This is a genomic window from Actibacterium sp. (assembly GCF_055134745.1).
The window spans coordinates 1-13,838 of record NZ_JBSRVX010000055.1; the positions used below are offsets into that span (position 1 = coordinate 1).

Here is a 13,838-nt window from a genome sequence, read left to right on the forward strand (position 1 = left end):
ATAGGCCAGCGGCGCCTCATAGATCGTCTTCAGATCGGGGGCGGCGATCACGGCATCCTTGCGCACGTTGCAGAACTGCGCGATCTTGGCGCGTTCCTTTTCGGGGATCGGGTGTTCGGACCGCAACAGCAGCACATCGGGCGCGATCCCGATCGAGCGTAATTCCTTGACACTGTGCTGGGTCGGCTTGGTTTTCAATTCTCCCGCCGAGGCGATATAGGGCAGCAGCGTCAAATGCACGAAGATGCACTGGCCGCGCGGGCGGTCCTGCGCGAACTGGCGGATCGCCTCGAAAAACGGCAGGCCCTCGATATCGCCCACGGTGCCGCCGATTTCACACAGCATGAAATCGACCTCATCCTCGCCGATCGACAGGAAATCCTTGATCTCGTTGGTGACGTGAGGAATGACCTGAATGGTCTTGCCCAGGTAATCGCCGCGGCGTTCCTTTTCCAGAACGGTGGAATAGATGCGCCCCGAACTGACGGAATCGGTCATTCGCGCCGCCACGCCGGTGAAGCGTTCGTAATGGCCAAGATCCAGATCGGTTTCGGCGCCGTCATCGGTCACGAAGACCTCGCCATGTTCAAAGGGCGACATCGTGCCCGGATCGACATTCAGATAGGGGTCCAGCTTGCGCAGCCGCACGGTAAAGCCGCGGGCCTGCAACAAGGCCCCCAGCGCGGCCGAGGCCAGCCCCTTGCCCAGGGATGAAACGACGCCGCCCGTGATGAAAATGTAACGTGCCATAGGCTGGCATCCCCCGTGATCTGTCGGTTTCAGAATGTTTGATTCGGCCCGGAAAGGCCAAAGCATCACGGGGTTTAAGCTATAACGGATTCGTGACCGCGCTGCAACCAGACCGCAAGATGCTGGGGCAGATAATCTGCCCGAACCAATGTTTAGTAGTTATCGTTTATTCGGCGCGGGGTGGCAAAAGCGGCGCGGTGCTGCCTTTGGGGGGCAGAAGATTGTCGCCCAAAGGCGTGGCCGGCGTGGTTTCCACCGGGGCCGGCGCCGATGTGCCCAGACGATCCAGAACCGATGTGCCGGCGGATTTTTCTGCGGCGATGATGGTCAGGAAGATCGAGGTGCCGATGAACAATATCGCAAAGACCCAGGTCAGCTTGGCCAGCGCCGTCGCGGCCGCACGGCCCGACATCACACCACCACCCGCACCGCCGCCACTGCTCAGCAGGCCGCCGCCCTCCGAGCGTTGCAGCAGAACGATCCCGATCAGGCAGACCGCCAGAACAAGGTGGATGATGAGAACGACATTTTCCATGGGCAGTCCGGTTCAGATGCGACGATGCGTATCTAGATCGTCGGGGGCCTTGCCGCAACCCCACAAACGTCACTCGTCCAGCTCATCCACATCCAGCTGGCCCGACAGGCGGCGGCGCACCAGGCTCCAGCTCAGCCCGATGCCCAGGATCGCCGACAGCACGATCAGCCCCAGCCACAGGTTCAGCGTCGGGTTGTTCAGCGTCAGCACGCCCCAGTCGATCAGCACCCAGATCAGCGCACCGACCAGTGCGGCCACCAGAATCATGCCAAAGGCGCCGATGGATCGCAGCGTGGCGCGCAGATAGATCACATAGCCCACCAGCAGGATCAGCCCGAACAGCACCGCCAGCGGCAGGTTGTCGGGATACCCGTCCGCCGCCCAGCGGGTGAAATTCCACCGCGTCGGGTTATAGGTCGCCGCCAGCAGGACAAAGGCAAAACCCCAGCGCAGGGCGATTCCGGTCATGGCGGTTCCTTTCGGTTGGCTGCCCGGAAGGTGGCGGAACTGATTTGCCCTGTCCAGCCTTGGCGTGCATTTGGCGTTTGCGGGCGCGGGCGCGGGCCGCTATACGGGCACGGGTTTTCTGCAAAAGCAAGGATCAGCAATGGCCAATGTCGTCGTCGTCGGCGCCCAATGGGGTGACGAAGGAAAAGGCAAGATCGTGGACTGGCTGTCGGAACGCGCCGATGTCATCGTGCGCTTTCAGGGCGGGCATAACGCAGGCCACACGCTGGTCATCGACGGCACCGTCTACAAGCTGTCGCTGCTGCCGTCGGGTATCGTGCGGCCGGGCAAGCGGTCGGTGATCGGCAATGGCGTGGTGCTGGACCCCTGGGCGCTGCTGGCCGAGATCGAGCGGCTGGCCGGGCAGGGCGTTACCGTCACCCCCGACAATCTGATGATCGCGGAAAACACGCCGCTGATCCTGCCGGTGCATGGCGAGCTGGACCGCGCCCGCGAAAGCCAGAACACCGTGGCCAAGATCGGCACCACCGGGCGGGGTATCGGCCCGGCCTATGAGGACAAGGTGGGCCGACGCACGGTGCGGGTGGCCGATCTGGCCGATGCGGCCACATTGCAGGCGCGCGTTGACCGGCTGCTGGTGCATCACGACGCGCTGCGCCGGGGCCTGGGTCTGCCAGAGGTGGACCGCGATGCGCTGCTGGCGGCATTGGCCGAGGTCGCGCCGAAAATCCTGCCCTTTGCCGCCCCGGTCTGGAAGGTTCTGAACGAGGACCGCCGCGCCGGAAAACGTATCCTGTTCGAGGGCGCGCAGGGGTCGTTGCTGGATGTCGATTTCGGCACCTATCCGTTCGTGACCTCGTCCAACACCACGGCCGGAATGGCCGCGACCGGATCAGGCCTGGGACCGACCGCGATTGATTTTGTCCTGGGCATCGTCAAGGCCTATACGACCCGCGTCGGTGAAGGCCCGTTCCCGACCGAACTGACCGACACGGTCGGCCAGCGGCTGGGCGAGCGGGGGCATGAATTTGGCACGGTGACGGGGCGCAAGCGGCGCTGCGGCTGGTTCGATGCGGTGCTGGTGCGCCAGACCTGCGCGACATCGGGCGTGTCGGGCATCGCGCTGACCAAGCTTGACGTACTGGACGGGTTCGACGAACTTAAGATCTGCACAGGCTATGAACTGGACGGAACGATGCTGGACTATCTGCCGACCGCCGCCGACCAGCAGGCCCGCGTCACCCCGGTTTACGAAACCATGGACGGCTGGTCCGACAGCACCGCAGGCGCGCGCAGCTGGGCCGATCTGCCCGCCGCCGCCGTCAAATATGTGCGCCGTGTCGAAGAACTGATCCAGTGCCCGGTCGCGCTGTTGTCCACCTCGCCCGAGCGTGACGACACCATCCTTGTCACCGATCCGTTCGCGCGATGAAGGGGCTGTCCTACAGGGAACGCCGCCGCTGGGCGCTGGTGATCCTGGTGATGTTCCTGCCGATCTATATCGCCGCGGCGCTGTGGCTGGTCAGCCAGATGGACCGGCCGCGCATGATATTCGAACTGGCGATCTATATCGGGCTGGGCATCGCCTGGGCGCTGCCGTTCCGCTTCGTGTTCCGCGGCATCGGCAAGGAAGACCCGGAGCAGCAAAAGGATCGGGCGAAGGATCAGATCTGATCCCCCGCCCGCCACTCGTCCAACACGCGACCCGCAGGCCGGCGGCGCTGCGTCAGTCGCCAAAGGCACCGATATAGCGCGAGGCTTTCGAAATCGTGAATTCGCCGCGTTTCTGGCGGATGATCTGACCCTCGCGCAGCAACCGGCCAAAGGCCCGCAACGCATCTTCGCGGATGTAATCGTCCCCGCAGTGATCGGCCACGATCTGCATTACTTCGGGCCGGGTGAAGGGCACGGTCGATATGCCGGCTGTCTTGTAGATGGCGGCGGCCTCCAGTAATTCTCCCAGATCGTCGGCCCCCATGCGGGCTGCGAATTCGGCAAAGCTTTCATCGTCGCGGAAGATATTGACCGCGCCTTCCTGATCTTCGTCAGGCTCGGCATGGTCGTTGTCATGGTTGAGCGCCAGATTGCCGTTGCTGCTGGGGTGGCGCAGCACGGCCGGGCCGGTGCCCGATTGCGCCGCGGGTCGGGCGCGGTCGATGCGCTGTTCCGAAACCAGCATCAGCGGCGGCATTTTCGCAGCACCCTTGTCGCCGCTGGCCGGGCGCACGACCTTGGCCAGATCCTGACGATAGGGCATGCGCTCTACCTCGGCCTGTGCCTCGCTGTCCCTGGCGGGACGCAGGCGGCGTTCGGCGATGGTGGCCGCGACGGCAGCCTTGAGATGGGCAATGGCCGACAGGCGGCGGCGGCTTTCGGTGCCTTCCATCTTGGTATTGACCTGATCGACCAGCCGGTCGACGGCGGCGTCGTCCTGGGCCGGGGGTTCGGCGCGGGCGGGGGCCGGGGGCGCGTCGCGTTCCAGATCGGCAAGCTCGGCCGCAAGATCGGCTTCTTCCTCGGGCGACAGAACGGTGCCGGGTTCGGCAGCATCGGTATCGACGATCGCGACATCAATGTCGAACTGGGCCGTGGCGGTGACGGAGTCGGGTTTCTCGTCATCCATGGCGGCTGTGATGCTGTCATCCGTTTCGTCATCGGCCAGATCCGCCAGACGCACCTTCAGCACACGCGCCCGGGCGCGGGCGGCGGCGCCGCGCGCTTCTTCGGGGGCAAGACGGTCAGCGCGGACCGGTGCGGCATGCCGGGCCTTGCGGCGGCGTTCGCGGCGACGATCCCGGCCCGGACGGGCGTCGGTTTCCGGCGCGGCGCTGTCGGGCTTCGTGTCTTCCGGTTCGGCCATTGCGCCGGCGATGGCGGCCATCTGTCCGGCGTCATCGTCGATTTCGCTGTCGGCCGTTTTATCGCTGTCGCGGCTGTCTTCGTCCGGCCAGGCATCGTGATCCTCGGCGCTCAGCTCTGCGGGTGCCGCGTCATCCTCGGCCTCGATATCCTCGGCCTCGGCCAGGTCGAAATCGCCGGTCTCGACCGTCGGCGCCTCGTCCATATCCCCGGTCAGGGCGTCATCCTGCGTGGCCTGATCGCTGTCATCCTGCGCCAGGGCCTCGTCCTCGTCTTCATCGGGAAAGGCTTCTTCGGGCGCGCTCAGGGTTTCGGCCAGCGCCGACAACAGGGCCTCATCGTTTTCCAGCGCCGAGATCGCCGCAGGGTCATAATCTTCGTCGTAATCCTCGGCTTCGGCCAGAAGATCTTCGTCGTCCTCGTCCTCGTCCTCTGACGCGGCGTGCAATTCGGGCGCGTCCGTTTCGGGTTCGGCGGCGGTGGCGAACTGGTCATCCTCGTCATGCAGTATCGCATCGGGCAGGGCACCGGTCTCATCCGGCTGCTCGTCCTCGATGAAGGGCGCGTCGGGCAGGTCGGCCATGACCGGGGCCATGACTTGGGCCGGGGCGTCTTCGGCGGTATCGGCCGGCGCGATCTCGGCGTCTTCGACATCCGCATCTTCGGCATAATCCGGCCCGGCGGCGCGGGCGGTCTGCACAACCGCACGGATACGGGCCAGCTTGGCGGCGACCGATCCCATATCGGATGCAGCGGCCGGCGCGGCGGCGGCCTGCGGCGGCGCGGCATAATCGGCAACATCAGGCGCGGGCGGCGCGGTTGGCTCGGGTGTGGGTTCGGCCCTGTCGGGCAGCGCGGTTTCGCGGTCGGCCCGCAGCACGACGCCACCCTGGCTGATGCGGGCCTCGACCCGGCGGCTGATCTCGCGTTCGGCAATGCGTTGCAGCATCTCGGCATCGGGCGTCGGGGGCTCGGCCCCGAAATACCGATCGTCTGAAGCCAGATCACGGAAATATTCCGCGATGGCTTTCATCGTGCCAAAGGAATCGTCGAATCCTTCGAGGGTGCATGAGAAGGTTCCATAGGAAACCGTCAGGATTTTACTTGCACCAACCATGGGTCGCTCACTTTCTCAAGGTACTCGCAAGATAGTAATTAACATAAGTTGTTTCCTGAAATTGAACAGAACTGGGATATTTGGGGGGATTATTAGTGTTCAGATTGTGGCCGCCCGCCCGTTCGGGCAGGATGAACAGCATGTTTGAACCGATTGTGAACACAAAGCAAAACGTGACGCTGCTGGGCGGTGGGGCGGTTGATGCCGCCGATCTGGTGCAGGCGCTGGGGCGTGCGCCGGTGCTGGTGGCGGCCGATGGCGGGGCCAATCACGCCATCCTTGCGGGCCATCTGCCCGATGCGGTGATCGGCGACATGGATTCGATTCAAGCCAGCGTGCGCGCGGCAATTCCGCCCGACCGGCTGTTCGCGGTCGCCGAACAGGACAGCACCGATTTCGACAAATGTCTGGGGGCGATCCGGGCGCCGCTGATCCTGGGGCTGGGTTTCATGGGGCCGCGGCTGGATCACCTTCTGGCCACGCTGAGCGGACTGACGCGCCAGCCCGCCACGCGCTGCATCCTGCTGGGCGCACAGGATATCGCCTTCTTGTGCCCGTCCGAACTGGTGCTGGGCCTGGCGCCGGGCACGCGGCTGTCGCTGTTTCCCTTCGGGGCGGTGGCGGGGCACAGCAGCGGGCTGCACTGGCCCATCGCGGGGCTGGCCTTCGCGCCCGATGCCATGATCGGAACATCCAACAGGGTGACGGCGCCACGACAGCGGATCACGGTGGACGGGCCCCGCATGGTTGTGATCATGCCGCGCGAGTGTTTGCCGGCCGCCATGGCGGCACTGTCGGCGGCCCCCGTCTGGCCGCGCTGAGAGGGGCGCGCGCAATTGCCACTCGCAGACCAGCGTCACTTCTCTTATAACACCGGGAAACACAGTCAGGAGACCGCGATGACCGGAGAGCTTTCCCCTATCGACAAGGCCAAGTTCGTTGCCGCCAGGCGCGCCGTGGATTTCGTCGAGGACGGTATGCGCGTGGGGCTGGGGACCGGATCGACAGCCGCCTGGATGGTGCGCTGCCTGGGCGAGCTGGTGCGCGACGAAGGTCTGCGCATCAAGGGGGTGCCGACATCGACCCGCACCGCGCAACTGGCGCGCGAGGTGGGCATTGATGTGGTATCGCTGGACGAGGCAAAATGGCTGGACCTGACCATCGACGGCGCGGATGAATTCGATGCCGATCTGTGCCTGATCAAGGGCGGCGGCGGCGCGTTGTTGCAGGAAAAGATCGTGGCCACAGCATCCGACCAGATGATCGTGATCGCCGACGTGGCCAAGGAGGTCGGCCAGCTTGGCGGCTTCCCCCTGCCGGTCGAGGTGATCCCCTTTGGCTGGCAGACCACCAAGGCCCTGATCGAGGAAACGCTGGTCAGTGTCGATGTGCTGGGGCGCGACACATCGCTGCGCATGAACCGCGATGCGCCCTTCGTCACGGATGAGGGCAATTACATCGTCGATCTGCACCTGCACCGTATCGGCAACCCGCGCCAGCTGGCGCTGATCCTGAACCAGATCCCCGGGGTTGTCGAAAACGGGCTGTTCATCGACATCTGTGATATCGTGGTGATCGGCCATGGCGATGGCCGGGTCGAAGTGCGCGACATCAATCAGGGCACCGTCGAGGAAGAGCGGATCGACCTGCTGGAAAACGATAACCTGTTCGCCGACATGTAAAGGGCGGGGCATGACCTTCGACTATGATCTTTTTGTCATCGGCGGCGGATCGGGCGGCGTGCGCGCGGCACGGCTGGCCGCGTCCGAAGGCGGCGCGCGCGTGGCCCTGGCCGAGGAATACCGCATGGGCGGCACCTGTGTCATTCGTGGCTGCGTGCCCAAGAAACTGATGGTGTTTGCATCCGCCTATGCGCCGGCGATGGTGGATGCGCGCGCCTATGGCTGGGATGTGACGGCCGGCGGGTTCGACTGGTCGGTGTTTCGGGCGAAACTGGATGCCGAACTGGACCGGCTAGAGGCTGCCTATACCACCAACCTGCAAAAGGCTGGGGTGCAGATATTCAACGCCCGTGCGGTTCTGGAAGATGCCCATACCGTGACCCTGTCCAGCGGTGAACGCCTGACAGCCAAGCATATCCTGATTGCGACCGGCGGTCGCCCCTTCGTGCCCGAACGCGACGGGTCCGACCTGGTGATCACCTCGAACGACATTTTCAAGCTGGATGAACTGCCCCGGTCGATCCTGATCGTGGGCGGCGGCTATATCGCCTGCGAATTCGCCTGTATCCTGCATGGGCTGGGGGTGCAGGTGACGCAGATGTATCGCGGCGCGCAGATCCTGCGCGGCTTCGATGAGGAAGCCCGCGGCCATGTCGCCGAGGAAATGCGGGCCCGCGGGATGAACCTGCATGTCGGCACCGACGTTCTGGACCTGCGGGCGCAGAACGGCGGCGTCTGGGTCAAAAGCACGGATGGGCGCGAGGCCGTCTATGACAAGGTGATGTATGCCACTGGCCGGCGACCCAATACCGACGGGCTGGGGCTGGCGGCGGCCGGGGTCACTCTGGGCCGTTGGGGGCAGGTGCAGGTGGATGACTATTCGCAAACCTCGGTGCCCTCTATCTTTGCGGTGGGCGATGTGACAGACCGGATGAACCTGACGCCTGTCGCCATCCGCGAGGCGGCGGCCTTTGTCGAAACCGTGTTCAAGGGCACGCCCACCAGGCCCGATCATGACCTTGTGGCCAGCGCCGTTTTCACCCAGCCCGAACTGGGATCGGTGGGCATGACCGAGGAAGCCGCGCGCGAGCGTGAACCGATCGACGTCTACTGCACATCGTTTCGCGCGATGCAGACCCTGTTTGCGGGACGGCCCGACCGGGTGATGATGAAACTGATCGTCAGCCAGGCCACGCGCAAGGTGCTGGGCTGCCATATCGTGGCCGATCATGCAGGCGAGATGATTCAACTGGCGGCCATCGCCATCAAGATGGGCGCGACCAAGGAAGATTTCGACCGCACCGTCGCGGTGCATCCGACCATGGCCGAAGAACTGGTGACGATGAAAACCCCGGTGCGTGCCGGTTGATTTTCGCAGGCCAGTGACCAATTAGGAAGGCAAGATCGTGATAAAATCAAAAGAGGTAATAGCCTGGATGACTGGCAATAACGGTGGCCCCTGGGGAGGTGGCGGTTCTAACAAGGATGGTGGTAACCGCAATACCGGCAAGGGGGGCCGCGGCGAAGGCTCGCAAATCCCCGAAATCGACGATCTGATGAAGCGGGGACAGGAACAGTTGCGCGTGTTGATGGGCGGCGGCGGTGGCCGCCAGGCCCGTCCGGGCGGCGGCAGCGGTGGTGGTGGCGGGCCGGCGGTTACACGCGGCACAGTCGTCATCGCGGTGCTGGCGGCGGTGGCGCTGTGGCTTTTTGCCTCTTTCTATACGGTCAAGCCGGAAGAACAGTCGATCGAGCTGTTCCTGGGCGAATTTTACGCTGTCGGCGAACCGGGGCTGAATTTCGCGCCCTGGCCCGTCGTGACCGCCGAGGTGATCCCCGTGACCCGTGAACGCACCGAAGATATCGGGGTGGGCCGGGGTGGCGGCGATGCCGGACTGATGCTCACAGGCGATGAAAACATCGTCGATATCGACTTTCAGGTGGTCTGGAACGTGAACGATCCGGCCGAATTCCTGTTCAACCTGCGCGATCCCGACCAGACGATCCGCGCGGTGTCGGAATCGGCCATGCGCGAGATTATCGCGCAATCGGAACTGTCGCCCATTCTGAACCGCGACCGTGGCGTGATCGCCGTGCGCCTGCAGGATCTGATCCAGCAGACGCTCGACAGCTATGACAGCGGCATGAATGTGGTTCGCGTGAACTTTGACAAAGCCGACCCCCCGCGCGAGGTCATCAACAGTTTCCGCGAGGTGCAGGCCGCCGAACAGGAACGCGACCGGCTGGAAAAACAGGCCGATGCCTATGCCAACCGCGTGGTTGCCGGGGCGCGGGGTGAAGCCGCTCAGGTGCTGAAGAGGCCGAGGGCTATCGCGCCCGCGTGGTGAACGAAGCCAGCGGTGAGGCCAGCCGCTTTTCCGCCGTGCTGACCGAATATCGCAAGGCCCCCGAGGTGACGCGCAAGCGCCTGTATCTGGAAACCATGGAAGAGGTGCTGGGCCGTGTCGACAAGATCATCATCGACCCGTCGGCAGAGGGTGGAAATGGCGTCGTGCCCTATCTGCCACTGAATGAATTGCGGCGCACCGCGCCCGCCACCACCGGGGGAGCAAGCCAATGAACAGGATGATGATTGCACTGATCGCGGTCGTGGTGGTCGTGGCGCTGGCCCTGTCTTCGATTTTCATCGTGGACGAACGTGAAAAGGCGCTGGTGCTGCAATTCGGCCAGGTCAAGGCGGTAAAGGAAACTCCGGGTCTGGCTTTCAAGATCCCGCTGATTCAGGAAATCGTGCGCTATGACGACCGTATCCTGAGCCGCGATATCGACCCGCTGGAGGTCACGCCGCTGGATGACCGCCGCCTGGTCGTCGATGCCTTTGCCCGGTTCCGCATCGCCGATGTGGTGCAGTTCCGCCGCGCTGTCGGGGTGGGGGGCATCCGTTCGGCCGAAGACCGGCTGGATCGCGTCCTGCGCGCCGCCACGCGCGAGGTGTTGGGGTCGGTCAGCTCGAACGACATCCTGTCATCAGATCGGGCCGCGCTGATGCTGCGCATCCGCAACGCCGCGATTTCCGAGGCCAGCAATCTGGGTCTGGAAATCGTCGATGTGCGGCTCAAACGCACCGACCTGCCTGAACAGAACCTGGAAGCCACCTTTGCCCGCATGCGCGCCGAGCGCGAGCGCGAGGCCGCAGACGAGATCGCCCGCGGCGAAGAAGCCGCCCAGCGTGTGCGCGCCCAGGCAGACCGCACCGTGGTCGAACTGGTGTCGGATGCCGAGCGTCAGGCCGAAATCGCCCGCGGCGAGGCCGATGCCGAACGCAACCGCATCTATGCCGAAGCCTTTGGCGCCGATCAGGAATTCTTTGAATTCTATCGTTCGCTGACCGCCTATGACCGGGCTTTTCAGGCGGGCAATTCAACCATGGTCCTGGCCCCGGACAGCGAATTCTTCAACTATTTGAAGAATGCCGATCGCCCCTGACAGGGCCTTGGCCGTCCTGCAGCCCGGCGTCGATCGCGTGATCGGCGCCGGGCCGCGAGAAACCACACCGTGCAATTTGCCGCCGATAGCGTTATCACAGCGAAGTGAGACCGCGCGATGGGCTTTGAATTGAAATTCGGTATGCCTATCTGATGTAAAGCAGCAAGGTCATCCCCGCGCGTTTCCGGCGGGGACATTCCTTTTCGAAAAAATCAGGAGGACGTCTCGTGAATTCCCAGGCCATTACACTTTCCGCCCGGCAGGATCGCACTGCGCTGGCCTTGCGCTGGCTGTGGGCGCTGATGCTGGGTCTGGCATTGCTGGCGGCGCAAACCATGTCGGCCTATGCGCGCGGCATGCCTGACAGCTTTGCCGATCTGGCGGAACAGGTCAGCCCTGCCGTGGTAAACATCACCACCACCACCACTGTCGCCGCCTCTTCGGATCAGCGGATGCCGCAACTGCCCGAAGGATCACCCTTTCAGGATTTCTTCAAGGAATTCATGAACCCCAACGGGCCCATGCCCGACCGGCCGCGCCGCAGCCAGGCCCTTGGCTCTGGTTTCGTGATTTCCGAGGACGGTTATATCGTCACCAATAACCACGTCATCGACAAGGCGGACGAGATCAAGGTCGAATTCTTTTCAGGTAAGGTGCTGGACGCCAAGCTGATCGGCACCGACCCCAATACCGATATCGCCCTTCTGAAAGTCGAAAGCCCGGAACCGCTGCCCTTTGTCAGCTTTGGCGACAGTGATGTGATGCGCGTGGGCGATTGGGTCATGGCCGTGGGCAACCCGCTGGGCCAGGGATTTTCGGTTTCGGCTGGGATCGTATCGGCCCGCAACCGCGCATTGACAGGCAGCTATGACGATTTCATCCAGACCGACGCGGCCATCAACCGCGGCAATTCGGGCGGTCCGCTGTTCAACATGGATGGCCAGGTGATCGGCGTGAACACCGCGATCCTGTCGCCCAATGGCGGTTCGATCGGTATCGGCTTCTCCATGGCCTCGAATGTCGTCAAGAACGTCGCCGATCAGTTGCGTGAATTCGGCGAAACCCGGCGCGGCTGGCTGGGCGTGCGCATTCAGGATGTCACCCCCGACGTGGCCGAGGCGATGGGCCTGCCCAAACCCGCCGGCGCGCTGGTGACAGACGTGCCGCAAGGCCCCGCCGCCGAGGCAGGGCTGAAATCGGGTGATGTGATCCAGTCCTTCGACGGGCAGGACATCACCGATACCCGCGAACTGGTGCGCCTGGTCGGCAATTCCGCCGTTGGCAAATCGGTGCGGCTGGTCGTCTATCGCGAGGGCAAGACGGAAACCCTCAAAGTGACGCTGGGCCGCCGCGAAACCGCCGAGGGCGCCGTTCCGGCCGCCGCATCGCCCACTACCCCGCAGGCCCCGGCCACATCGCAATTCCTGGGTCTGACCCTGACCCCGCTGACAGACGAGATGCGCGGCCAGCTGCAACTGGACAAATCGACCGATGGCCTGGTCGTGACCGATGTCGACGAGTCCACCGAAGCCTATGAAAAGGGCCTGCGTGCCGGCGATGTCATTACCGAGGCCGGGCAGCAAAAGGTCACAACGGTGTCCGATCTGGAAAACCGGATGGGCGAGGCCAAAGAGGCCGGCCGCAAGACCCTGCTCTTGTTGATCCGTCGCGATGGCGATCCGCGTTTCGTGGCGCTGTCGCTGGATTAATCAAGATCCGGTTCACCCTGCCGGACCCGGGGCGCCCTGACCGGCGCCCCTTTTCATGCGCGGCTGCGGCACGGCGGACACTGGCATCCCGGGCCGGTATCGCCTATCTGGTCTTCGCAAGGTTCAAACACAGACGAGGGCGCAGATGGCCAAGATCACCTATATCGAGCATAACGGCACTGAACATGTCGTGGACGTGAAACCCGGCCTAACCGTGATGGAAGGCGCGCGCGACAATGGTATCCCCGGAATCGATGCCGATTGCGGTGGCGCCTGTGCCTGTTCGACCTGCCATGCCTATGTTACGCTCGAATGGATGGGCCGCCTGCCGAAGATCGAAGCGATGGAAGAAGACATGCTGGATTTCGCCTGGCAGCCGCAGCCGGGCCGCTCACGCCTGACCTGCCAGATCAAGGTGACCGAGGCGCTGGACGGTCTGGTGGTGCAATTGCCGGAAAAACAGATCTGATGTGGCGCGCGGCGGTCCTGTCGCTGGTCGTGACCGGCGCCTGCGCCGCCCGGGCCGACATCACATCGGCGGGCTTTGCCGATCCAACAACCCGCTATGACCACGCGATCCTAGGCGACAATGTGGAATATGGCGCGCTGGTGATGCAACTCTCTGATGGCGGCTCCCGGCAGATCACACTGCCCCCGGGTCGCGTCTTCGAAGACCTGGCCCCCCGCCTGACCGATCTGAACGGCGACGGCGCGCCCGAGGTGATCGTGGTCGAAACCGACCTGGCGCGCGGGGCGCGTCTGTCGGTTTACGGCGTAACCGGCCTGATCGCCGCCACGCCCTTTATCGGCCAATCCCACCGCTGGCTGGCCCCAATCGGCGCGGGCGATCTGGATGGCGACGGGCAGGTGGAAATCGCCTATATCGACCGGCCGCATCTGGTGAAAACCCTGCACCTGTGGCGCTTTGAGAATGGCGCCCTGACGCCGGTGGCCGATCTGGCCGGGCTGACCAATCACCGGATCGGACAGGATTTCATTTCGGGCGGTATCCGCAACTGCGGGCAAGGGCCGCAGATCATCACGGCCAATGCCGATTGGTCACGGCTGATGGCGATTTCCCTGTCGGAAGGCCTGTTGAGCGCACGCGCCATCGGCAGCGATACATCGCAGGCGGGTTTCACGGCGGCCATGAGCTGCCGATAGCCCCATCTTCTTGGCGAAAATACTCAAATTCGCCCTGTGACACCCGCGCGGCAGTGCCGCAGAAGAACGATTTTTCTGCGAAAAATCGCGCGCTGCGCGCGGGGGTA

At 63.9% G+C, this 13,838-nt stretch carries 13 protein-coding genes and 1 pseudogene; 10 read left to right on the forward strand and 4 right to left on the reverse strand.

Going from position 1 to position 13,838, the window contains the following annotated elements; genetic code table 11:
• From ACTCHC_RS11495 to ACTCHC_RS11505, 3 genes are all read right to left on the reverse strand, one after another.
• Positions 1–750, reverse strand: a 750-nt coding sequence (locus tag ACTCHC_RS11495; protein WP_463022636.1) for a CTP synthase, incomplete at its 3' end; no start/stop codon positions are given.
• A 166-nt stretch (positions 751–916) separates the two neighbouring features.
• Entirely contained in the window at positions 917–1,285 is a 369-nt protein-coding gene (gene secG / locus ACTCHC_RS11500; RefSeq protein ID WP_463022637.1) for a preprotein translocase subunit SecG, read from the reverse strand.
• A gap of 69 nt (positions 1,286–1,354) precedes the next feature.
• Positions 1,355–1,753, reverse strand: a complete 399-nt coding sequence (locus ACTCHC_RS11505; protein ID WP_463022638.1) for a DUF6524 family protein — start codon at positions 1,751–1,753, stop codon at positions 1,355–1,357.
• Between the two features lie 139 nt (positions 1,754–1,892).
• Here ACTCHC_RS11505 and ACTCHC_RS11510 point away from each other — a divergent pair, with 139 nt between their 5' ends.
• Both ACTCHC_RS11510 and ACTCHC_RS11515 read left to right on the forward strand, forming a co-directional pair.
• A complete protein-coding gene (locus ACTCHC_RS11510; protein WP_463022639.1) occupies positions 1,893–3,185 on the forward strand; it encodes an adenylosuccinate synthase in 1,293 nt (430 codons plus the stop codon).
• Positions 3,182–3,427 (forward strand): DUF2842 domain-containing protein, encoded by a 246-nt coding sequence (locus ACTCHC_RS11515; protein WP_463022640.1) that lies wholly within the window; start codon positions 3,182–3,184, stop codon positions 3,425–3,427. The genes ACTCHC_RS11510 and ACTCHC_RS11515 overlap by 4 nt, the downstream gene beginning before the upstream one ends.
• Positions 3,428–3,479: 52 nt before the next feature.
• Here the strand turns inward: ACTCHC_RS11515 and ACTCHC_RS11520 are convergent, their stop codons facing one another.
• Positions 3,480–5,729, reverse strand: coding sequence for a hypothetical protein (locus tag ACTCHC_RS11520; RefSeq protein ID WP_463022641.1), 2,250 nt, complete (start codon positions 5,727–5,729; stop codon positions 3,480–3,482).
• Between the two features lie 140 nt (positions 5,730–5,869).
• On the opposite strand from ACTCHC_RS11520, the gene ACTCHC_RS11525 reads away from it, so the two are divergent.
• The 8 genes and pseudogenes from ACTCHC_RS11525 (at position 5,870) to ACTCHC_RS11560 (ending at position 13,731) form a co-directional block, all read left to right on the forward strand.
• Positions 5,870–6,550, forward strand: a complete 681-nt coding sequence (locus ACTCHC_RS11525) for a thiamine diphosphokinase (RefSeq protein WP_463022642.1) — start codon at positions 5,870–5,872, stop codon at positions 6,548–6,550.
• A gap of 78 nt (positions 6,551–6,628) precedes the next feature.
• On the forward strand, positions 6,629–7,411 hold the full coding sequence (rpiA, locus tag ACTCHC_RS11530; protein ID WP_463022643.1) for a ribose-5-phosphate isomerase RpiA: 783 nt from the start codon (positions 6,629–6,631) through the stop codon (positions 7,409–7,411).
• A 10-nt stretch (positions 7,412–7,421) separates the two neighbouring features.
• Positions 7,422–8,780 carry a glutathione-disulfide reductase gene (gene gor, locus ACTCHC_RS11535; RefSeq protein ID WP_463022644.1) on the forward strand — a complete coding sequence of 453 codons (1,359 nt, stop codon included), beginning with the start codon at positions 7,422–7,424 and terminating at the stop codon, positions 8,778–8,780.
• Between the two features lie 67 nt (positions 8,781–8,847).
• Positions 8,848–9,992: pseudogene (hflK, locus tag ACTCHC_RS11540) on the forward strand (FtsH protease activity modulator HflK).
• Positions 9,989–10,858, forward strand: coding sequence for a protease modulator HflC (hflC, locus tag ACTCHC_RS11545; RefSeq protein WP_463022645.1), 870 nt, complete (start codon positions 9,989–9,991; stop codon positions 10,856–10,858). Before hflK ends, hflC begins: the two are co-directional and overlap by 4 nt.
• 227 nt (positions 10,859–11,085) lie before the next feature.
• Positions 11,086–12,567 carry a DegQ family serine endoprotease gene (locus ACTCHC_RS11550; RefSeq protein ID WP_463022646.1) on the forward strand — a complete coding sequence of 494 codons (1,482 nt, stop codon included), beginning with the start codon at positions 11,086–11,088 and terminating at the stop codon, positions 12,565–12,567.
• A 145-nt stretch (positions 12,568–12,712) separates the two neighbouring features.
• A complete protein-coding gene (locus ACTCHC_RS11555; RefSeq protein ID WP_463022647.1) occupies positions 12,713–13,036 on the forward strand; it encodes a 2Fe-2S iron-sulfur cluster-binding protein in 324 nt (107 codons plus the stop codon).
• Entirely contained in the window at positions 13,036–13,731 is a 696-nt protein-coding gene (locus tag ACTCHC_RS11560) for an FG-GAP repeat domain-containing protein (RefSeq protein WP_463022648.1), read from the forward strand. The genes ACTCHC_RS11555 and ACTCHC_RS11560 overlap by 1 nt, the downstream gene beginning before the upstream one ends.
• The last annotated feature ends 107 nt before the right edge of the window (positions 13,732–13,838 follow it).